Raw genomic sequence first — 20,673 nt, forward strand, 5'->3', positions numbered from 1 at the left:
TCCGGGGGCCGACCGGCTCCCGGGCTAGGCCGACTTGACCAGCCGCACCGCGACGTTCTTCATGAGCGGCTGGTCGGACTGGGTGCTGTAGTCGGCGATCCCGATGAGCGCGTTCATCTCCGGCATGTAGCCGGCCGCGGCGCCCCGGGGGAGGTCGTACTTCAGCGCCCGGAACCGGCGCAGCGTGCGCTCCGAACCGTCGCGCGAGGTGGAGGTGATGTCCACGAAGTCGCCCTCGGCGAGGCCGCGGGCGGCCATGTCGGCCTCGTTGAGGAAGATCAGCTCGCGCAGGTTCTTGATGCCGCGGTACCGGTCGTTGGCCGAGTAGATCGTGGTGTTCCACTGATCGTGCGAGCGCATGGTGCCGAGGATGAGCACGTCCTCGTCCGCGGGGATCACGTTCGGCATCGGGGCCAGCGAGAAGTTCGCCCGGCCGGACGGCGTGCGGAAGTCCCGCTCGCGGGCGGGCTGCGGGATGCGGAACCCACCCGGGTTCTTGAGCCGCTCGTTGAAGCCCTCGAAGCCGGGGAGCACCTGCGCCATCACGTCGCGCATGCGGTCGTAGTCGTCGACGTAGGACTGCCACGGCGTCCGGCTGTCGGGCAGCGTCGCCTTCGCGATACCGGCGATGATCGCCATCTCGGACTTCAGCTCCTTCGACGCGGGCCGGCGCTTGCCGCGGGAGATGTGCACCATGCTCATCGCGTCCTCGACGGTCACGCCCTGCAGGCCCGCGAGCTGCTCGTCCTTCTCGGTGCGGCCGAGGCACGGCAGGATCACGGCCGCGCGGCCGTGCACGAGGTGGCTGCGGTTGAGCTTGGTGCTGACCTGCACGGTGAGGTCGGTCTTGCGGAGTCCGGCCGCGGTGTACGCGGTGTCGGGCGCGGCGAGCACGAAGTTGCCGCCCATCCCGACGAAGACCTTCACCCGCCCGTCGTGCATGCCCTCGATCGAGTTCACCGTGTCGAGGCCGCCGGCCCGCGGGGAGACGATGCCGCAGACCTCGTCGAGCTTGTCGATCCACGGCGGCGGGCGGTGGTCGATGCCGCACGTGCGGTTGCCCTGCACGTTGCTGTGGCCGCGCACGGGCGACGGACCCGCGCCGGGCCGGCCGATGTTGCCGCGCAGCAGCAGCAGGTTGGTGATCTCGCGGACGGTGTCCACGCCGTGCTCGTGCTGGGTGATGCCCAGGCACCACGCGATGATCGTCTTGTCCGCGTCCAGGTACACCTGCCCGGCGCGGCGGATCTCCGACTCCGGCAGGCCCGCCTGGGCGGTGATCTCGTCCCAGCTCGTGGCCGCGACGAGGTCGCGGTAGGCCTCGAACTCGGCGGTGCAGTCCCGCAGGAACGCGGCGTCGAGCACCGTCGGATCCGATTCCGCGGCCTCGAAGACGACCTTGGCCATGCCCCGCATCAGCGCGAGGTCGCCGCCCGGCCGCACCTGGATGTTCATGTCGGACACCGAGGTCGCCTTGAAGAGCGCCATGTCGACCATCTCGTGCGGGACGATCGTCTTCGTCGCGCCGGCCTCGACCAGCGGGTTGATGTGCACCACCTGCGCGCCGCGCCGCGTGGCGTCGGCCAGGGCGGTCAGCATCCGCGGCGCGTTCGACGCCGCGTTGACGCCCATGATGAACAGGGCGTCCGCCTCCTCCCAGTCCTCCAGGTCGCAGGTGCCCTTGCCCGTGCCGATGGACGCCGTCAGCGCGCGGCCCGATGCCTCGTGGCACATGTTGGAGCAGTCGGGGAGGTTGTTCGTGCCGTACTCGCGGGCCAGCAGCTGATAGAGGAAGGTGGCCTCGTTGCTGAGTCGGCCGGACGTGTAGAACGCGGCCTCGTTCGGGCTCGAGAGCCCGCGCAGGGCGTCCCCGATCAGGGCGAACGCCGCGTCCCAGCCGATCGGGACGTACGTGTCGGAGGCCTCGTCGTAGACCATCGGCTCGGTGAGCCGGCCCTGGTCCTCGAGGTCGAAGTCGGTCCAGTCCGCCAGCTCGGTCACGGTGTGCTCGGCGAAGAAGTCGCGCTTGACCCGCTTCGGCGTCATCTCCCACGTCACGTGCTTGACGCCGTTCTCGCAGAAGTCCAGCGTGAGCTTCTTGTCGTCGGGCCAGGCGCAGCCGGGGCAGTCGTAGCCGGTGGGGTGGTTCATCACGAACATCGAGTGCGTGCCGCGGATCAGCTCGCGCTGCTGGAACAGGATGGTGCCGACGGACTTGGCCGCGCCCCAGGACGCCGCCGCGTGGTGGTACGGGGAACTGGACCAGGCACCGTCGGTGACCGGTCCGAAGCCGCCCTGCCGGGGGACGTCGGGCAGGAGGCCGGGGACGTGGGCGGGGGCCTGGGACTGGTGATCGGTGGTCATGTCAGGACTTCCTGTCGCACTCGCTGGGGCTGGGAGTAGACGTTCATGTGGTCGCCGCGGACGAAGCCGAGCAGGGTGAGGCCGGCCTCATCGGCGAGCTCGACCGCCAGGGACGACGGCGCCGAGACCGCGGAGAGCACGGGGATGCCCGCCATCGCGGCCTTCTGCACCAGCTCGAAGCTGGCGCGCCCGGAGACCTGGAGGATCACACCGCGCAGCGGCAGCCGGCCCTGCAGCAGGGCCCAGCCGATCACCTTGTCGACGGCGTTGTGCCGGCCCACGTCCTCGCGGAGCACGAGCAACTCGCCGGTCCCGGCGTCGAACAGCCCGGCGGCGTGCAGGCCGCCGGTCTTGTCGAAGACGGCCTGTCCCGCGCGCAGCCGGTCCGGCAGTTCCGCGACCCGATCCGCACCGACGACGACCGGATCGGCCCGCACGTCGAACCGCGAGACGGTGCGCACCGCGTCGATGCTGGCCTTGCCGCACATCCCGCACGAACTGGTGGTGTAGAAGTTGCGGGTCACGTCGGGGGCGGGCGGACGGACGCCCTCCGCGAGGGCGATGTCGAGCACGTTGTACTCGTTGATCTCACCGCCGGTGCCGGGCCCGCCGCAGTGGATGGCGGAACGGAACTCCTCCGCGGCGCCGATCACGCCCTCGGAGACGAGGAAGCCCGCGGCGAGCTCGACGTCGTGCCCGGGGGTGCGCATGGTGACCGCGAGCGGCGCCCCCGCGACGCGGATCTCGAGGGGCTCCTCCACGGCGAGAGTGTCGATGCGGCGCAGCGGATCACCGCCGACGGTGACCTTGACCACCGCTCGACGCACCGTGATCCGACCCATGCCCCTGACGCTACACCCGTGTCTTCCGCGCGATCACGGCATCGGCGGGAGGCGGAGACGGCCCGTCAGCCGCGTGCCGCGCCACCTGCGTCGCCGCCCGCTCCGGCCCGGTCGTCCGCCGCGACCTTGTGCGCCTGCAGCTCCTGATCGAGCGCCGCGTCGAGGGCACGGTCCAGGGCGGCGTGAGCGTTCTCGGTGCCCGCGCGACGCATGGCGCCGAGCAGTCCGACCGCCCAGGCGACGTCCTCGTCGGAGGACGGGAGCCAGCCGGGTCCGCGGCGCCGGTCCACCTCGTCGTGCGCGGCGGTCATGAGGATCTCGGCCGCCTCGGTCATCTTGGCGACGAACCGTTGCTGCACGTCCACGAGCACCGCGAGGTCCATGCCCTTCGCCACCAGGCGCGCGAGGTTGCCGATGATGTGCCGGTCGGCCGCCTCGTACCGCCCCGGTTCCGCGGTCTCGGTGACGATGCCGGCGCCGATGAGGGCGGCGAGCGCGTCCTCGTCCAGCGGACCGAGCCGGGACTCGAGCTCCTCGCGCCCGAGCACGGGGCGGTTCGCGGAGGCCCACGGCTCGTCGAGGATGTCGTTCAGGTCGAGCGCGTCGCCGATCCTCGCGCCGGGGTTGGTCAGGAAGGTCGCGATGTGCCCCAGGTTGAATCCGTTGCCGAGCAGCTTGTTGATGGCGAGCAGGTTCCGGAGGTGCTTCTCGGTGTAGATCGCGACCCGGCCCCGGCGTAGGGGCTGGGGCAGCAGCCCGCGCTCCTGGTAGCCCCGGATGTTGCGGGTCGTCGTCCCCGACACCCGGGCCAGGTCGTCGATCCGGTACTCGGTCATAGCCGCATGCTATCCGGCGGCGACCGCCGCACCCGCCTCCTCGTGCACGAGGATCCGGTAGTCCCGCAGGTCGACGGCGCGCAGCTGGCCCACGTACTGCGACGCGAAGCCCGGGTACATGGTGGCGTTGAAGCCGTCGTCGGTGAGGTACCAGCTGCTGCAGCCGGAGTTCCAGGTGGTCGAGGTGAGCCGGCGCTGGATCTCGCGGTTGTACTCCGCCTGCACGTCGGCGCGCACGTCGAGCGCCTTCCAGCCGTTGCCGACCAGCTGGGCGATCGCATCCGTGATGTAGTCGATCTGCGCCTCCATGTAGACCAGCGCCGAGCTGTGCCCGGGGCCGGAGTTGGGGCCGAAGGTGACGTACAGGTTCGGGTACCCGGAGACCGCGACGCTGCGGTAGGCGTAGGCGCCGCCGCTCCACTCGTCCGCCAGCACGCGCCCGTCGAGCCCGGTGACGGGGATCGGCGAGCCGGTCTTGGAGACGTCGAAGCCGGTGGCGAAGACGATGCAGTCGAAGCGGTGCTCGACGCCCTCGACGGTGCGGATCCCCTGCGGCGCGATGCGCGCGATGGGCCACGTGACCAGGGTGCAGTTGTCGCGCTGCAGCGCCGGGTAGTAGTCGCTGGTCATGAGGAGCCTCTTGCAGCCCGCGGCGAAGTCGGGGGTGAGCTGGCGGCGCAGCCACGGGTCGCGCACCTGCAGCCGCAGGTGCAGCTTGCTGACGGCCTCCACCACGCGGGTGAGCGGGGTGTTCCAGACGACGCCGAGCGCGACGGACTCGTGGCCCCAGAACCACAGGGCGCGCGCGAGCTGCTGCGCGCCGGGGATCGAGCGGTACAGCCCCTTGGTGAATTCGCCGGTCTCGGTGTTGATCCGGGGCAGCACCCAGCCGGGCGTGCGCTGGAAGACCTTGACGGAGGCGGCCTTCTTCACCAACTCGGGCACGATCTGGACGCCGCTGGCGCCGGTGCCGACGACGGCCACCTTCTTGCCGGTGAAGTCGTAGTCGTGGTCCCAGCGGGCGCTGTGGATCTTGTGCCCCTCGTAGTCCTCGATGCCGCGGATCGCGGGGAAGGAGCAGTTCGCGAGGGGGCCGGAGGCGAGGATCACGGACCGGGCGCGCAGCGGCTCGCGGCCCTCGAGGGCGATGGTCCACTCCCCCGCGTCGGCGTCGTACTCGAGTCCGGTCACGGTGTGCTCGAACCTGATGTGCGGTGCGACGCCGCTGGTCTCGACCATGCGGTCGATGTAGTCGAGGATCTCGGCGCTGCCGGAGTAGGTGTGCGACCAGTCCGGGTTGGGCGCGAAGCTGTAGGAGTACAGGCGCGACGGGATGTCGCAGGCGGCGCCGGGATAGGTGTTGTCGCGCCAGGTGCCGCCGACGCGGGTGTCGCGTTCGAGGACGACGAAGTCGTCGATCCCCTTGTCGCGGAGGCGGATGGCGGCGCCGATGCCGGCGAAGCCGGCGCCGATGACGGCTACGGAGTGGGTCATGGCTGATCAGATCCTCGTCAGGCGGTGGGCTCGTAGGTCAGTTCCTGCGACCAGGTGGGTGTGCGGTGCACCAGGGGGAACGGGATGAGGGAGGTCGCCTTCACCAGCGTGTCCGCGGGCACGTGGTAGAGCCGGTTGGTGCGGTTGATCACCCAGCTGCCGTGCCAGGCCACCACGCGGAACATGGGGAGCCGCTTGATGTACTCGCTGCGATCGCCGGCGGCGCGGTAACGCTTCATGGCGCCGTACAGCCGCTCCTCGTCGACGCCCATCTCGACGATGTTGTCGCGCATCTTGTTCAGCAGCGGGACGTAGCTGAGGAAGCCGATGAGCAGCGAAGGCTTGACCCACCCGCCGACGAAGTCGATGGTGCGCTTGCGCAGGTCGGCGTGGCCGAGCATGTCCATGACCTCGAAGTCGACCGCGAGGTGGCGGGATTCGTCGGCGTTGATCCGCTTGAACACCTCCTGCGCTACCGGGTCCATCACCTCGTCGGTGATGAACTTGATGAGGGCGCCGTCGAGGGCGACCTCGAGCATGGGGATGACGGTGCCGAGGAAGGAGAGCGACATGCCGTCGGAGTGCTGGTCGAGCCAGTTGATCACGAGCTGCACGTTGATGTTCGGCGACGGGATCTCGTCGTCGTCGAGCATGCCCCACCGGCGCATGAGCGCGAGCTCGGCGTTGGCGTGCTTCTGCTCCTCCGCGTGGAAGTGCTCGTAGATGCTCTTGAGCGTGGGGGTCGGCGCCTTGCGCGCCATGGCGGCGAAGCCGCGGGCGCCCACGTTCTCGATCCACATCAGGTCGGAGAGGAAGGGCTTGAGCTTGGCGTGCAGCTCGGGGTCGATGAGCTCGGCGCCGGGTGCGTCCCAGTCGATGTCGACGAGGGCCCACTGCCGGTCCTTGATCATCTGGAGCATGTTGTCGAGGTCCATGGCCATGAGAGCGGTCCTTTCGGGGTGGCGGAGAGGGTGTCCGGTCAGGAGGCGGGGAGCAGCCGGGTGAGCAGGCCGAGTCCGCGCACGTAGGGGGTCGGGAAGTGGCGCTTGAGGTGCCAGATGACGTTCGCGTCGAGCTGGGGCACCACGTAGAGGCGGCCGAGGTCGAGCGCGTCGAGGGTCTGCGCGGCGACCCCGTCGGGCGAGATGCCCGTGAGCTTCATGAGGGTGCCGGCGAGGTTCTTGCTGCCCTCGGTGATCCGGCCGTCGCGCGCGACATTGGTCTTGACGAAGGTGGGGCACAGCACCGTCACGTTCACGCCGGTCCCGGCCAGCTCGGCGGCGAGGGTCTCCGACAGCGACATCACGCCGGCCTTCGAGACGTTGTACGGCCCCATCGACGGCGCGGCCGCGAACCCGGCGGCGGAGGCGACGTTGATGATGCCGCCGCGGCCCGCCTCGCGGAGCATGGGCGCGAACAGCTCGCACCCGTGCACCACGCCCCACAGGTTGATGCCCAGGGCCCAGTTCCAGTCGTCGAGCCCGATGTCGCCGACGGGACGGCCGCCGATGCCGACGCCCGCGTTGTTGATCACCAGGGTGGGCGGACCGTCGAAGACGGTGCGCGCGAACGCCGCGAGGGATTCGACGGCGGCCCGGTCGGCCACGTCGACGACGACGGCGTGCGCCCTCCCGCCCCGGGCCTCGATGAGCCCGACGGTCTCCTTCGCGCGGCCCTCGTCGATGTCGGCGCAGACGACCTCCCCGCCGCGGCCGGCGAGTTCGAGCGCGAAGGCACGGCCGATGCCGCTGCCGGCGCCGGTGACGACGGCCTTCGCGTCGCCGGTGATCGGATCGCGGACGAGGTGGTGCAACAATCGGTCGATACCGAACATCAGGAGGCCTCCGAATCAGTGTGAGCCGCAACGGTGTCGAGCGCGGCGAGGAAGTCGCGCACCCGCAGGAGCGCGGCGTCGGCCTCCGGCGCGAGCCGGGGCAGCGCCTGGAAGACGTGCATGAGGCCGGGCCAGATCTCGAGCGTGCTCGCGCCGCCGTGGTCGCGGAGCTCGGCGTCGAGGTACCGTGCGTCCGCGGAGAGCATCTCGGCGCCGCCGGCCTGGATCAGGAAGGGCGGCAGCCGGTCCGAGCGCCAGAAGTCGAGGCGCAGGCGCGGATGCTCCGGATCCACGCCGGCGGTGTACAGGTCGACCAGGCGCTTCGCCGCGGCGGCGGAGATGGCCGGGTCCCGCCGCACGCGCTCCTGCTCTGCGGCGAGGGCGAAGGTGAGGTCGATGAGCGGGGAGAACAGGACGGCCGCGGCGGGCTGCGGGCGATCGGTGGCAGCGCGGTGCAGCAGCAGGTCGCAGATGAGGTGACCACCGGCCGAATCACCGGCGATCACCAGGTCCTCGGCCGCGTAGCCCTGGGTGAGGAGCCAGTCCCAGCCGACGGCGATGTCGCCCGCGGCGGTCGGGAAGGGGTGCTCCGGCGCGAGCCGGTAGTCCACGACGAAGACCGGGAGCCCGGTGGTGGCGGACAGTCGCGCGGCGAGGCTGCGGTGCGTGCGCGCCGAGCAGATCGCGTAGGCGCTGCCGTGCACGTAGTAGATCGCGCGCCGGCCGTAGGTGACGCCGGGACCGAGGACCCAGTCGCCCCGCACCGGGGCCCGCACCGCGGTGACAGCGGTCCCCCGCGGGGTCGAGCCCAGGGCGCCCATGATCGCGGCCACGAGGCCGCGGGCGAGCCGGACCCCGGGCGCGTTCATCGGGATCAACCCGGTGGCGGCGCCGAATCCGTAGCGGGTCAGCGCGGCTGCGAGGTCGGAACGGGTCGTCGAGGCCGACGGGACCGGCGGCGCCGGTGTCGTTGTTCGCATGTCATCCACACCACCAGCAATCGTGCCATTTGTCAATGGCACAGTTATCGCGGTAGCGTCCGGGTCCCCGACGAAGGAGCAGAGCACGTGGATCCATCGACGCCCGCGCAGTCGCACCCCCTCGAGGTCATCGACGTGATCGAGGAGACCGCCGACGCGGTCTCCCTCGTCTTCGCGCGCCCCGCCGGGGAACGCTTCGACTACCTGCCCGGACAGTTCCTGACGCTGCGCGTGCCGGGCACGCCGGAGGACGGAACCACCTGGGCGCCGCGCTGTTACTCGCTCTCCAGCACGCCCGGGATCGATCCGCATCTGCAGGTCACCGTCAAGCGGACGGCCGGGGGCTACGCCTCGAACTGGCTGTGCGACAACGCGAAGCCGGGGATGATCCTCGAATCCCTCCCGCCCGGCGGGCGGTTCACCGTGCGCGACTCCCCCGACGCGCTCGTGCTGTTCGCCGCCGGGAGCGGCATCACGCCGGTGATCTCGATCCTGCGGGCCGCCCTCGCGGAGTCCGCCGTGCCGGTGGCGCTCGTCTACGCGAACCGGGATCGGGGCTCCGTCGTGTTCGACGCCGCGCTGGCGGAACTGGCCGGCGCGTACGGCGAGCGGCTGCGCCTGACCCACTGGCTCGAGTCCGAGCGCGGCCTGCCCGACGCCGCGACGCTCGGCGCACTCCTGCCGGCGCCGACCCGCGCGACGTCGGCGTACCTGTGCGGCCCCGCCCCGTTCATGGACTGCGCCACCGAGGCCGCCGCGGCCGCGGGCATCGACGGCGCGCGCATCCACCGCGAGGCCTTCTCGTCACTGACCGGCGATCCGTTCGCCGCCGTACCGTCCGGGGCACCGGCCGGCGGCCCGCCATCGCCGGACGGTGCCGCCACCGTCACCGTCGGCCTGAACGGCGAGAGCACCGTTCTCGCTTGGCCCCGCGATCAGGTGCTGCTCGACGCGCTCCTGGACCGGGGCCTCGACGCTCCGTACGTGTGCCGCGAGGGCAACTGCGGCGGCTGCGCCTTCACGCTGCGCCGCGGCGAGGTGCACATGCTGGTCAACGACACCCTCGACGACTACGAGCTCAGCAACGGCGTCCGGCTCGCCTGTCAGTCACTCCCCCGCGCGGACGATCTGGAGGTCGAGTTCGACTGACCCGTGATCAGCGGGTGGCGCCGATCGCGTGCCCGAACAGCGCGGCGAGATCGCCGCCGACCACCTGCGAGAAGGTCGGCCACCAGGCCGGATCGAGTGCCATGGAGCCCGCATCCTTCGTGGAGCAGCCGGACGGGGCGGGCTTGCCCTCCAGGCGATCCCGGAGCCAGAGCAGCGCGAGTGGCGCGCCGACGACCTCGCCGGTGATGTGCTCGCTGAAGTGGTCCCTCGTGTACGTCACTCGCGCCCCGGGCTTGGCGCAGTAGTCGGCGACCAGGCGGTTGACCTGCCCCACCGGGATCACCTCGTCGGGATTCGAGTTCCAGATGTACATCGGCATGTCCGGCAACACCGTGCCCATCCGGGTCTCGTCGAGGACCCGCCGGACGGGCGGCGCGGTGAGCGGATCGCCCGGCCACCGGATCATGCCCTTGAGGTTGACGAAGGGCAGGGTCGCGGCCTGAACACCCACGCAGAAGGGCTGTTTGATCGCAGCGAGGAACTGCCCCGCGGGGTCGAGGTGCTTCTCGAGGAATTCCCGGAAGTAGGGGTACTCGCGGGTGAGTCCGAGCACTGCGCCGAAGATCAGCCCGCTGGTGGCCTGGCCGTTCGCGACGTCGAGCACCGCGCCGAGATCCGCGGGAACGCCACCTTCGGCGGCGCCGACGATCGGCAGCTCCGGGGCGTAGCTGCGCTTGAGCTCCGCCGCGTGTCCGGTGGCGATGGCGCCGCCCGAGTAGCCGAACATCGCCATCCGGCTGTCCTTCGATACCCCCAGCGGCCCGAAGTCCCGCGCCGCGCGCAGGCCGTCCAGGGTGATCCGCGCGTGCAGCGGGCCGGCCCCGTAGGCGGACGCCGCGCCCTGGTAGTCCGGAATGGAGACGGCGTAGCCCTGTTGCAACACCCCCTGCACCACCAGCATCTCGAACGGGATGGCCGCGTTCTGGACCGGGAGGCTCAGCGACCACTGCTGCACCGCGTACGACGGGGCGCAGTACTGCGCCAGTCCGTCCTCCGCCAACTGCATGGACACCACGTGCCGCGCACCCGCAGTCCGACCCCGCGGCTTGAGCAGGGTGGTCACACCGAGAATCGGTTCTCCCCGGGTGTTCTCGGTACGGAAGGACACCTTCCACGCGTCCACATTGAGGGGCAGAACGCCGAAGTTCGCTGCGTTGATCGCCTGCGCCGCGACGATCTCTCCAGGCTTCTTGTCCGCGTAGGCCGCGGCCGGCGGCGCGTAGAACGACGGGTCGAACTCGGCCGGCAACGGGATCGCCGGAGCCGGCTCGACAGGCACCGTCGCCGGGCGCACCGCGTCGCCCGAGGCCACGCCGGGCAGCCCCGTCACCGCCATCGCGAACGCCAGGACCACGGCGCCGACCAGCCTCACGATCCGTCGCGAAATACCGCCACGAGCTGCCACGTTACCCTCCCGGGGGTTAGTGTGAAACATATGTGTGTCACTGTGATGACGGACACTAGCACGCGGCCGGGCGCGGAAACGCCAAATCGAAACGAATCTGTTTCAGATGGACGTCGGACACACGCCTCGGCGGTATCGTCATCCCGTGGCACGGACCAAGCAGTACGGCGGTGAGGAGCTCGAGCTCCGGCGCGCCCAGCGCCGACAGCGCCTCATGGAGGCGGGACTCGAGGTGTTCGCCCGTGACGGGTACTCGGCGGCGAGCGTGCCCGCCGTGTGCGCCGAGGCGGGCCTGTCCTCCCGGCAGTTCTACGAGCTGTTCGCCAACCGCGAGGCGCTACTGACGGCGATCTACACGGAGGTCCATGCGAACGCCATGGCCTCCCTCACGGCTGCGGTCGACGGATTCCCGAGCGACATGACAGAGCTCGAACCCTGGATCCGGGTCGGCCTCGGGGCCTACTTCGATCACTTCCGCGCCGATCCCCGGCGGGTGCGACTGTGCTTCATCGAGGTCGTCGGCGTCTCGCCCGAACTGGAGGAGCAGCGGCGCAGAACACGGGAGAGCTGGAGCGGAATCCTCGATGCGGCGAGCCGGTCCATCGCCGCGCAGGGTCTCATCGAGGCCCGCGACCGGACCTTCGACTGGACCGTCTTCCAGGGCGCCGTGAACGCCGCCACCGTGGAGTACGCGACCCGCCCGGAGATCGAGCTCGCCACCGTGACCGCGGCGCTGATGCGATTGATCACCTCCGGAGTCCTCAGCTGATCGACGCCCAGGCCTAACAGCCGAGCCGGGCGGCGATGGCCGCCGGAACGCCCTTCTCCGTGCACGAGAAGCCGCTGCCGAACGCGACGCCGCTCCAGCCGCCGCCGGTGTAGCGGAACAACAGCTTTGCGCTCTGCGGATAGGCCTCGCGCGCCGGTATGCGCGCGGTCGCCCAGTCGTCGGCGCAGGCGACCGAGTCGACGGCGAAGGGCTGGACGATCTGCGCGCCCCAGTTCATCTGGGCGTTGGTCCGCAGGGTTTCAGGGGTCGCCTCCGAGCAGTGCGAGACCGGCGCGGGCGTCGCGGTCGGCGCGTGCGGCGCGGTGGAAGTGGGCGCGGGCGCGCCACCGTCGAAGACCTGGGGCGGTACGTCCTTGTCGGGCGTCACGGTGCGTCCCGAGAGCGTGTACGTGACGATCACGGGGCCGCCGGAGACGCCGGCGGTACTGTCGCCCGGGTTGAGCCAGCGGTACGAGACCGCGACGGAGTCGTCGGTACTGCCGAAGACACCGGTGAACGTGGTGTACCGGCTGGTCGCCGTGCCGAGGTAGCCCTGGCGGTCGAAGAACAGGATCCACACGGGCGAGCTCCCCGTACCGCCGGTCAGGTCGGCGCGCGCCCACATCAGGGTGGGGCAGGAGCCCTCCCTCGCGTCGGTGCCACGCGTGGCGGTGAATCCGTTGCCGCGGAACGACGGGAGCTTCGCCACCGCATCCCGCACCGTCGAGGAGGAGAGGTCCAGGCACTTCCCGCTCCCCTGCGTCACGGGGCGTGAGTCGCCGCCCGCGCCGGGCGGCGTCGTGGCACCCGCACGGGCCTCTCCGGTTCCGGCCTGCGCGCTCGTCGCCGGCGCCGCGAAGGTCGACGGTGCGTCCCCCGCCGTGGTGGATCCGTCGCCGCACCCGCCGGTGAGAGCGAGTGCGGCGACGAGCGCGATGGCGGCCTTCGATGTCCTGATCATGCATTCCCCCGAACGACGGTCGGCGCAGCCCCCAGCGGTGCGCCGTCGTCCTCTCGTTCGGTGATCACCAGGCAATCGTTACCACCGTGTAGTGCAGCTCAGTCGACGACCTTCGTCGCGGCGTGCTCCGAGATCCGCGAGATGCGGTCGACCGGGACGCGGATCGCCCTGCCGTCGTCGAGGCGTACCGAGGCCTCCTCGTCGTACGGCACGGAGAGGAGGGTGCCGAAGGCGGCGGTTTCCTCGAGGTATCGAACCCGGTCGCCCGGATACAGTCGCACAGTCACCACTGCTCGTTCCTTCGTCGTGCGGCCCGCGCGGTTCGCGGGCCGGGCCCCACGGAGACGTTTCGCGGAGAGAACGACATGATTGCCGCCTGCACGCATGCCGCGCAACCGTACATGTACGGAACAGAACCCTTGTTTCACTTCACCGCATTGGCGCGATGGCTGCACTTCGGTGCCGTGACCAGCGCGAACATCCCGGTGAGCTGTGACCCAACGGCGACAACCCGCGTTCCCGACGAGGCGAGGGCGGCGAACGCCTACGCCGCGGTCACTCCGCTGAGTTGATTCATCGCGGCGAGGAACAGCCCGACCTGGACGGCGCCGCCGACGAGCGGCAGCCAGAACGCGGGCCGTCTCCGCACCACGAGGATCACGGCGACGACGAGGGCCACCGCGTACACGACGACCCCGCCGAGGTCGTTCAGCACGTACGCGGTGCCGAGCCTGTCGTAGTCGCAGTCGTTCGCGCCGCAGGAGTCCGTCGCCATCACCCAGAAGATGCTGAAGTAGAGGAGCCCGAGGACCCCGACCGCGTACCCGACGAACAGGGCGATCGTCGCCACCAGGTCGACGATGCGCCACGCCGGCCAGTGGGTCGGCACCTGCCGCCCGACGGGCATCGCCGCCCGGTACGGGTACTGCGGCACCTGGTGACCGGCGGCTGCGGGGGTGCCTCCGCGCGAGGATTCGTTCACCTGTCGATCATGGCGCGTCGGCCCGTTGCCCGGAATCCGTAACAGTGCGCGGCCTTCTAGGGGGAAGTACTCATGCGCCGTCAGTCGAACGAGTGGACCGCGCTGTAGACCACGCTCGGGTGCACGTCGAAGTCCTCGGCGATCCGCTCTGTGCTCTCCCCCGCCGCGGCCCGCCGCTTCGCCTCCGCCTTCCGCACCGGATCCAGGGGCGTGCGGTCCTTCGGCGGTCCCGGATCCGACGGCGCCGAACGCCGGATGAGCTGCCCAGCGAGCGAGATCCGGTCGAAGATGTAGAAGCCGTAGCTCCCCACGTCGGTGCCGGCGCTCGCGTCCACTCTGTCGTGCGGCCGGCGTCGGCACATCAGGTGAATCCCCCGGATCGGCCGCGGGCGCACACCGTCTCCGGACACAAGAAAACCCCCTGCGAACAGGGGGTTTTGCTTGTGGCCAGAGCCGGGATCGAACCGGCGACCTACCGCTTTTCAGGCGGTCGCTCGTACCAACTGAGCTACCTGGCCGTGCCGGTAAAACCGTCACCGCCGAGTTCTTCCGAACTCGGATGGCGACCCTGACGGGACTCGAACCCGCGACCTCCGCCGTGACAGGGCGGCGCGCTAACCAACTGCGCCACAGGGCCATATGCAATTTTCCGTCTTGCGACGTACCCCCTACGGGATTCGAACCCGCGCTACCGCCTTGAAAGGGCGGCGTCCTAGGCCACTAAACGAAGGGGGCTCGCTTCGGGCGACTTGAAGCCGCTCTCCGCACCGCTTCCGTGTTCCGTTGGGAGCTGGGATAGCTTATGGCACATTCCACCCAGTTCCCAAATCGGCTGGTCAGGGGCCAGAAATCGACGGCCTCGGGCCGCGGCGGTGAACAGCGGCTGAACAGGCCCCAGCGATCATCGTGCGGGCAGATCCATCCGCGCCAGCCGCGCCGGGTCGATGATGGAGACCACGTCGACGATCCGGCCGCCGACCACGGTGCACGCCATGAGCCCGACCGGCTTCCCCGTGGGCCCCCAGACCAGGATCCCGGGCGACCCGTTCACGTTGACCCGGCGTGCCTCGATCCGGCTCGGGTCGCCCCGTCGCACCGCGTCGAGCACCGCGTTCGCGCCGATGGTGACCACCTCGCCGCGAGGCGTCCGGCGGGTCCAGGTGAGGTCGGGATCCAGCACCCGCAGCAGGGCCTCGAAGTCGCCGCCGCGCGCGGCGGCGAGGAAGGCGTCCACGACCGCGCGTTGCTCGCGGCGCTCGGCGATCGGCAACGGGCCGCCCTGCACCCGGCGCCGCGCCCTGCTCGCCGCCATCTTCGCGGCGTCGGGCGAGCGGCCGACGATGGCGCCGACCTCGGCGAACGGCACCGCGAACAGGTCGTGCAGGACGAAGGCCAGGCGCTCGTCCGGTTTGAGCGAGTCGAGCACCACCATCAGCGCGAGCCCGACAGCGTCCGCGGCGACGGCGACGTCCTCCGGCCCGTCGTCGTCGGTGACGATGGGATCAACGTCGTCGAACTCCGTCTCGGGGTGCGCCGTACGGGCGCGCAGGACGTCGATGCAGATCCGTCCGACCACGCGGGTGAGCCAGCCGCCCGGGTTCTCGATCGGCGGACCGTCGCACCGGTCGAGGCGCAGCCACGCCTCCTGGACCGCGTCCTCGGCGTCCGCGCGGGACCCGAGGGCGCGGGTGGCGACCGCGATCAGTCGCGGCCTGTGCTGCTCGAACTGCTCAGTGCGGTCCATCGTCGTTACCTTTCCATGCGGTGATCCGTCAGACCTGTGACGAGCCCGAACGGGCGAAGGTAACGAGAGGACACCGCCATGAACATCGCACTGTGGATCATCACCGCCATCCTGGCCCTCGGCTTCACCGCCGGCGGCCTGGCCCTGCTCGCGCTCCCCCGCGATCGCTACCGGGCCCTCGGCGCGAACCAGCACTGGGTGGACGACTTCGGCGACGCCCACCTGAAGGCGATCGGGGCGATCAAGGTGACGGGCGGGCTGGGGCTGATCCTGCCCGCCGTCACCGGGGTGGCGACGGTGCTCTCACCCCTCGCCGCGTGCGGGCTCGCCCTGTTCATGTCGGGGGCCGCGACGACGCGGTTCCGCCGCGACGAGTGGGGGTACATGGCGGGCGACATCGTGTTCATCGCCGCCCTCGCGTTCGTGGCCTGGGGCCGGATCGCGCTCGCGCCGTACGGCGCCTGACCTGTTGACGACACAATGCGTAAGTAGTAACTTACGCATTGTGTCCGTCGCAGCCGACCCCTGGTCCGCCCTCGCCGATCCCACTCGGCGAACGGTCTTCGCGCGGGTGGCTGCCGGCCCCTGCTCGGTGACCGAGATCGCGCGGGACCTGCCGGTCAGCCGCCCCGCCGTCTCGCAGCATCTCCGCGTCCTCCTCGACGCGCACCTCGTCGACGTGCGCAACCAGGGACGCGAGCGCCTCTACCGGCCCCGGCCCGACGGGCTGGCCGCCCTGCGGCGCGAGCTCGAGGGCTACTGGACGCAGACGCTGAGGACGTTCAAGCAGCTGGCCGAACAGGCCTACGCCGAGGAAGGGAATCCACCGTCATGAGTGCCGCATCGTCCGCCCCCACCGCACTGCAGGTCGACATCACCGTCGACGTGCCCATCGATTTCGCCTATCGCGTGTTCACCGAGCGCTTCGACGAGATCAAGCCGCGCGATCACAACCTGCTCGCCGTGCCGATCGCGAAGACCGTGCTCGAACCGCAGGCCGGCGGCACGATCTACGACGTCGGGACGGACGGCACCGTCTGCACCTGGGCGCGCGTACTCGCGTGCGATCCGCCGAACTCGCTGACGATCAGCTGGGACATCAGCCCGCAGTGGCAGATCGAGACCGATCACGCGCGGACCAGTGAGGTCGAGATCCGCTTCGTCGCCGAGACTCCGGAGCGCACCCGGGTCGAGATCGAGCACCGCCACCTGGACCGGCACGGCGAGGGCTGGGAGCAGGCGTCCGCCGGGATCGGTGGCGCCAACGGCTGGCCGCTGTACCTGGACCGCTTCCGCGCGGTCGCCGAGGGCGGGGTGGTGCAGTAGTCGCCGACACCTCAGGATGTCGAGTTCTTCGAGCATGGACGTGCACCTGAGCACGTCTACGTGTCCTGGGCTCGAATTCCTGAGGCATTCAGGTCGGCGACGGCCCGCGCGACGAGCTCGGCGCGCCGCTGCGGAGTGCGGGCCTTGAGCAACGTGAGGATCACGGCGTAACGATCGGACCGGCTCAGCGCCTCGAACGCCGCAGCGGCGGCGGGTTTCACGGCCAGCGCCGCCTTGAAATCGGGTGGCGTCTCGGCGGTGCGCTGGGACTCGTACGCGGCGTCCCAGCGCCCGTCCGCCCGCGCGGCGTCGCGCTGCGCGTAGCCCGCCGGCCGCACCCGCCCCGCCGCAGCCAGCGCCTCGAACTTCTCCACGTTGATCCGCGACCACGAGCTGGTGCGGCGCCTCGGCGAATAGCGCTGGAGGAAGGAGTCGGCGTCGTTCGACCTCCGCTGCCCGTCGATCCAGCCGAAGCAGAGCGCCCCGTCCAGCGCGTCCTCGATCGTCAGCCCCGGAACCGCGGATCCTCGTCGCGCGATCCGCAGCCACGCCTCCGGCGCGGTGTCGTGGTGCTGCTCCAGCCAGGCATCCCACTCGTCACCGGTGGCGAATTCGAGCACATCCAGTACGCCCCGTCGCGCGGGCCCTCGGTCGTGCGTCGATCCGCCTGATTGCCGACCGCGTTCTCGGCGGTGTTCGCCTGAATTCACAGGACCCCCGCGCATGTCGTTGCCCCGCATGTCGTTACATCGTCACCACGTGAACCGATCGGGATGATCCCGGGCTTCCTGCCGGATTCTCCCGAGTTCGGTTGCGAACAATTTCATGTGCCCACATCCGAGGCAGACGACCGCAGCCAACGTCGACGACGGATTGTTCCTCCACAGCGCACGGCCGCCGGAGTAGAGTCCGCCGCCACCCTGGTACTCCACCCTGAGACCGCCGACCTGCACGCCTCCGCAAAGCTCACAAAGAGGCAATCGGGTCGGAGCATTTACAGGTTGCACAACGCGATTCTTACCACACTACCATCTGAGTGGGCCCCGTGGGACTCGAACCCACAACCAACGGATTAAAAGTCCGGAGCTCTACCAATTGAGCTAGAGGCCCTAGCGCCGGTCAGTCTAGCGACTGACCGGCGACGGGACATGCGCAGGGCCGGGTCAGGACGCCGCGGCGTTGACCATCCAGTGCACGCCGAAGCCGTCGATGCACATGCCGAAGGTGTCACCCCACGGCGCCTGCACGAACGGGACGGTGACGGAGCCGCTGGCCGACAGCTTCTCCCACCACCCGGTGAGCTTCGCGAGGTCGTCGCCCGACAGGGAGACGGAGACGTCGTCACCGACGTTCCGCGGCATCCCGGTCGGTGTATCGGCGCACATGAGGGTGAAGCCGTCCGCCGTGGTGAGCTGGCCGTGCATCACCTTGGTGGCGTCGTTCGGGTCCGAGAGCATTTCGGGCGGCATGCCCTCGAAGGTGGAGATCTCGAGCTCGCCACCGAAGACGTCCCGGTAGAACTCGAGCGCCTCGCGGGCGTTGTCGGAGAAGCTGATGTAGGGGTTCAGGCGTACGGTCATGCCCCTGATTCTGCTCCCGTGGACCGACAAGTTCATACAGTTCGTCCAGCGGATTCCGCCCGTTCACCCCCGCGACCGACCTCGCGGGCAGCCTGGCGAGATGCAGCCGATGCACATCGTTCAGCTGGCGAACTTCTACGGGCCCCGTTCCGGCGGCCTGCGGACCGCCGTGGACCAGTTGGGCGCGGGCTACGTCGACCGCGGACACGCCGTCACGCTGGTGGTCGCGGGCCGCGGGCACGACGACGAGGTGCTGGACTCGGGCGTCCGCCGCATCACCGTCCCGGGCCGCAAGTTCTTCAAGGTGGAGGGCTACCGGGCCGCCAGCCCGGTCCTCATCCGCCGGCTCCTCCCCCGCCTCGGCGCCGACAGCCTCGAGGTCTCCGACCGCCTCACGCTGCGCGGCATGGGCCCGTGGGCGAAGGCGCACGGCATCGGCTCGATCATGATCAGCCACGAGCGCCTGGACCGGATGATCGAACTGGGGGCACCGTCGGGCGTCGCGACCTGGGCCGCCGACGTCGCCAACCTCGGCACGGCCCGCAGCTACGACTCGGTCGTCTGCACCACCGCCTTCGCCGGCGAGGAGTTCGCCCGCGTGCAGGCGCCCAACGTCGAGACGGTGCCGCTCGGCGTCGACCTTGCGACCTTCCGCCCGGACCGCGCCACCCCATCGGCGCGCGCCCGCTGGGCCACCGGCGCCGGGAGCGGAGCGAGCGGGCCGCACGACACCGCTGCGGACGTCCTCCTCGTACAGTCCTGCCGGCTGTCGATGGAGAAGCACCCGGCGCGCGGGATCGAGGTCGTGCGGGCCCTCGTGGCCGACGGTGTCCGCGCCCGCCTGGTGATCGCGGGCGACGGCGCGATGGCCGACGAGCTGCGGCGGCAGGCCCGCGGTCTGCCGGTCACGTTCACCGGGCACCTCGCGGACCGCGACGCCCTCGCCGACCTGCTCGCGGCGGCGGACGTCGCGATCTGCCCCGGCCCGCACGAGACCTTCGGGCTCAGCGCGATGGAGGCGCTGGCGTCCGGCACGCCGATCGTGGTGTCCCGCAACAGCGCCCTGGCCGACGTGACCCGCGACGGGTGCGGGCTTCCGGCGGCCGACACGGGGGCCGCGTTCGCCGCGGCGGTGCAGTCAGTGCTGGAGCGCGACGAGTACCGCACGGCCGCGCGGGCCTGTGCCGAGCAGTACACCTGGGACCGCGCGGTGGACGCGATGCTGGACCTGCACCGGGCGACCGCGCAGCGGCGGATGTTCCTGCGCGGCGGACGGTCAGCGCAGCCGGTCGCCCGTTTCCGCGTGGAAGAACAGCGCCTGCTCCGCCGCCGGAACGAGGCCGGTCTCCTCGCCGGCTCGTAGCGTCGACGCGCGGTCGGCGCGCGCCACGACGGGCTTGTCCTGACCGTCGACGGTCACGTAGACGAGCGCCTCGGCGCCCAGCTCCTCGACCAGCGCGACGGTGCCCTTCGCCGCGCCCGGGGTGCCCGCCGCGACCACGTCGAAGGCCTCGGGCCGCAGGCCGACGGTCACCGTCGCACCGGATTCGACGGTGCGCGGCACGGGCACAGTCGCGCCGCCGAGGTCCGCGCCGGCGTCGGTGCGGGGCACGGTGAGCAGGTTCATGCCCGGCGAGCCGAGGAAGCCCGCGACGAAGGTGTTGACCGGATCGTCGTACAGCTCGCGCGGCGGCGCCGCCTGCTGCAGCAGCCCGTCCTTGAGCACCGCGACGCGGTCGCCCATGGTCATGGCCTCGACCTGGTCGTGCGTCACGTACAGCGTGGTCACGCCGAGCCGCCGCTGCAGCGCGGAGATCTGCGAGCGGGTCGAGACCCGCAGCCGCGCATCGAGGTTCGACAGCGGCTCGTCCATCGCGAAGACCTTGGGGTGGCGCACGATGGCGCGCCCCATCGCGACGCGTTGGCGCTGTCCGCCCGAGAGCCGCGCGGGCTTGCGGTCGAGCAGGGGCTCCAGCTCCAGCATCGCCGCGGCCTCGGCGACCTGCTTCGCCGTGTCCTCCTTGGAGACACCGGCGTTGCGCAGCGCGAAGCCCATGTTCTGCGCCACCGTCATGTTCGGGTAGAGCGCGTAGTTCTGGAAGACCATGGCCACGTCGCGCTTCTTCGGCGAGACCGCCGTGACGTCGACGTCGTCGATGAGGATCCGCCCGTCGGTGACGGCCTCGAGCCCGGCCAGCGCCCGCAGGCTGGTCGACTTGCCGCAGCCCGACGGGCCGACCAGCACGACGAACTCGCCGTCGGCGATGTCCAGGTCGAGCGAGCTGACCGAGGGCCGCTCGGCGCCCGGGTACTGGACGGTCGCACCGTCGAAACGCACCGTTGCCATGGTCTTCCTGTCACTCCTAGTTCGTACGGAACCGTTTGC

General features: G+C 70.6%; 22 protein-coding genes and 4 tRNA genes. 6 read left to right on the forward strand and 20 right to left on the reverse strand.

Annotation, left to right across the window (positions count from 1 at the left end; translation table 11 throughout):
- Positions 1-24: 24 nt before the first annotated feature.
- The 7 genes from LB823_RS11820 to LB823_RS11850 form a co-directional block, all read right to left on the reverse strand.
- Positions 25-2,364, reverse strand: a complete 2,340-nt coding sequence (locus LB823_RS11820; protein ID WP_224647341.1) for an FdhF/YdeP family oxidoreductase — start codon at positions 2,362-2,364, stop codon at positions 25-27.
- Positions 2,361-3,206, reverse strand: a complete 846-nt coding sequence (fdhD, locus tag LB823_RS11825; RefSeq protein ID WP_224647342.1) for a formate dehydrogenase accessory sulfurtransferase FdhD — start codon at positions 3,204-3,206, stop codon at positions 2,361-2,363. The genes LB823_RS11820 and fdhD overlap by 4 nt, the downstream gene beginning before the upstream one ends.
- 65 nt (positions 3,207-3,271) lie before the next feature.
- Complete coding sequence (locus tag LB823_RS11830) at positions 3,272-4,042, reverse strand: MerR family transcriptional regulator (protein WP_224647345.1); 771 nt, start codon at positions 4,040-4,042, stop codon at positions 3,272-3,274.
- A 9-nt stretch (positions 4,043-4,051) separates the two neighbouring features.
- Positions 4,052-5,536, reverse strand: a complete 1,485-nt coding sequence (locus tag LB823_RS11835) for an NAD(P)/FAD-dependent oxidoreductase (protein WP_224647347.1) — start codon at positions 5,534-5,536, stop codon at positions 4,052-4,054.
- Positions 5,537-5,553: 17 nt separating this feature from the next.
- Positions 5,554-6,477, reverse strand: a complete 924-nt coding sequence (locus LB823_RS11840; protein WP_224647349.1) for a ferritin-like domain-containing protein — start codon at positions 6,475-6,477, stop codon at positions 5,554-5,556.
- A 38-nt stretch (positions 6,478-6,515) separates the two neighbouring features.
- Positions 6,516-7,370 (reverse strand): SDR family oxidoreductase, encoded by an 855-nt coding sequence (locus tag LB823_RS11845; protein WP_224647351.1) that lies wholly within the window; start codon positions 7,368-7,370, stop codon positions 6,516-6,518.
- The gene (locus LB823_RS11850; protein ID WP_224647353.1) at positions 7,370-8,350 is read right to left on the reverse strand and encodes an alpha/beta hydrolase; all 981 of its coding nucleotides are present in this window, start codon (positions 8,348-8,350) and stop codon (positions 7,370-7,372) included. Before LB823_RS11850 ends, LB823_RS11845 begins: the two co-directional genes overlap by 1 nt.
- 87 nt (positions 8,351-8,437) lie before the next feature.
- On the opposite strand from LB823_RS11850, the gene LB823_RS11855 reads away from it, so the two are divergent.
- Positions 8,438-9,499 (forward strand): ferredoxin--NADP reductase, encoded by a 1,062-nt coding sequence (locus tag LB823_RS11855; RefSeq protein ID WP_224647355.1) that lies wholly within the window; start codon positions 8,438-8,440, stop codon positions 9,497-9,499.
- Positions 9,500-9,506: 7 nt separating this feature from the next.
- Here LB823_RS11855 and LB823_RS11860 read toward each other — a convergent pair whose 3' ends face one another.
- Positions 9,507-10,892: a lipase family protein gene (locus tag LB823_RS11860; RefSeq protein WP_224647357.1), complete on the reverse strand. Its 1,386-nt coding sequence runs from the start codon at positions 10,890-10,892 to the stop codon at positions 9,507-9,509.
- A gap of 178 nt (positions 10,893-11,070) precedes the next feature.
- Here LB823_RS11860 and LB823_RS11865 point away from each other — a divergent pair, with 178 nt between their 5' ends.
- A complete protein-coding gene (locus LB823_RS11865; RefSeq protein WP_224647360.1) occupies positions 11,071-11,694 on the forward strand; it encodes a TetR/AcrR family transcriptional regulator in 624 nt (207 codons plus the stop codon).
- 13 nt (positions 11,695-11,707) lie between these two features.
- On the opposite strand, the gene LB823_RS11870 is transcribed toward LB823_RS11865, so the two are convergent.
- The 8 genes from LB823_RS11870 to LB823_RS11905 form a co-directional block, all read right to left on the reverse strand.
- The gene (locus LB823_RS11870) at positions 11,708-12,655 is read right to left on the reverse strand and encodes an LppP/LprE family lipoprotein (RefSeq protein ID WP_224647362.1); all 948 of its coding nucleotides are present in this window, start codon (positions 12,653-12,655) and stop codon (positions 11,708-11,710) included.
- Positions 12,656-12,753: 98 nt separating this feature from the next.
- Positions 12,754-12,942, reverse strand: a complete 189-nt coding sequence (locus LB823_RS11875; protein WP_224647364.1) for a hypothetical protein — start codon at positions 12,940-12,942, stop codon at positions 12,754-12,756.
- 257 nt (positions 12,943-13,199) lie between these two features.
- On the reverse strand, positions 13,200-13,637 hold the full coding sequence (locus LB823_RS11880) for a DUF6264 family protein (RefSeq protein ID WP_224647366.1): 438 nt from the start codon (positions 13,635-13,637) through the stop codon (positions 13,200-13,202).
- Between the two features lie 80 nt (positions 13,638-13,717).
- Positions 13,718-13,972, reverse strand: coding sequence for a hypothetical protein (locus LB823_RS11885; RefSeq protein WP_224647368.1), 255 nt, complete (start codon positions 13,970-13,972; stop codon positions 13,718-13,720).
- Positions 13,973-14,081: 109 nt separating this feature from the next.
- Positions 14,082-14,155: transfer RNA gene (locus LB823_RS11890), tRNA-Phe, on the reverse strand.
- Between the two features lie 42 nt (positions 14,156-14,197).
- A tRNA-Asp gene (locus LB823_RS11895) sits at positions 14,198-14,274 on the reverse strand.
- Positions 14,275-14,299: 25 nt separating this feature from the next.
- Positions 14,300-14,372 (reverse strand) — tRNA-Glu (locus tag LB823_RS11900).
- 166 nt (positions 14,373-14,538) lie between these two features.
- Entirely contained in the window at positions 14,539-15,381 is an 843-nt protein-coding gene (locus tag LB823_RS11905) for a sigma-70 family RNA polymerase sigma factor (protein ID WP_224647370.1), read from the reverse strand.
- 78 nt (positions 15,382-15,459) lie between these two features.
- Between LB823_RS11905 and LB823_RS11910 the strand changes: the two genes are divergently transcribed.
- The 3 genes from LB823_RS11910 to LB823_RS11920 are packed head-to-tail and all read left to right on the forward strand — an operon-like array spanning position 15,460 to position 16,707.
- Positions 15,460-15,846: a DoxX family protein gene (locus LB823_RS11910; RefSeq protein ID WP_224647372.1), complete on the forward strand. Its 387-nt coding sequence runs from the start codon at positions 15,460-15,462 to the stop codon at positions 15,844-15,846.
- A 40-nt stretch (positions 15,847-15,886) separates the two neighbouring features.
- On the forward strand, positions 15,887-16,216 hold the full coding sequence (locus LB823_RS11915) for a helix-turn-helix transcriptional regulator (RefSeq protein ID WP_224647374.1): 330 nt from the start codon (positions 15,887-15,889) through the stop codon (positions 16,214-16,216).
- Positions 16,213-16,707, forward strand: coding sequence for an SRPBCC family protein (locus tag LB823_RS11920; RefSeq protein ID WP_224647376.1), 495 nt, complete (start codon positions 16,213-16,215; stop codon positions 16,705-16,707). The genes LB823_RS11915 and LB823_RS11920 overlap by 4 nt, the downstream gene beginning before the upstream one ends.
- A gap of 56 nt (positions 16,708-16,763) precedes the next feature.
- On the opposite strand, the gene LB823_RS11925 is transcribed toward LB823_RS11920, so the two are convergent.
- The 3 genes from LB823_RS11925 to LB823_RS11935 form a co-directional block, all read right to left on the reverse strand.
- A complete protein-coding gene (locus LB823_RS11925; RefSeq protein WP_224647378.1) occupies positions 16,764-17,327 on the reverse strand; it encodes a YdeI family protein in 564 nt (187 codons plus the stop codon).
- A gap of 417 nt (positions 17,328-17,744) precedes the next feature.
- A tRNA-Lys gene (locus LB823_RS11930) sits at positions 17,745-17,817 on the reverse strand.
- A 53-nt stretch (positions 17,818-17,870) separates the two neighbouring features.
- Positions 17,871-18,287, reverse strand: coding sequence for a VOC family protein (locus LB823_RS11935; RefSeq protein WP_224647380.1), 417 nt, complete (start codon positions 18,285-18,287; stop codon positions 17,871-17,873).
- 109 nt (positions 18,288-18,396) lie between these two features.
- Here LB823_RS11935 and LB823_RS11940 point away from each other — a divergent pair, with 109 nt between their 5' ends.
- Positions 18,397-19,650, forward strand: coding sequence for a glycosyltransferase (locus LB823_RS11940; protein WP_224647398.1), 1,254 nt, complete (start codon positions 18,397-18,399; stop codon positions 19,648-19,650).
- Here the strand turns inward: LB823_RS11940 and LB823_RS11945 are convergent.
- A complete protein-coding gene (locus LB823_RS11945) occupies positions 19,564-20,634 on the reverse strand; it encodes an ABC transporter ATP-binding protein (RefSeq protein WP_224647382.1) in 1,071 nt (356 codons plus the stop codon). The two genes, LB823_RS11940 and LB823_RS11945, sit on opposite strands and share 87 nt — an antisense overlap.
- Between the last annotated feature and the right edge of the window lie 39 nt (positions 20,635-20,673).

This window comes from Tsukamurella sp. M9C (assembly GCF_020169415.1).
In the GTDB taxonomy this organism is placed as follows: domain Bacteria; phylum Actinomycetota; class Actinomycetes; order Mycobacteriales; family Mycobacteriaceae; genus Tsukamurella.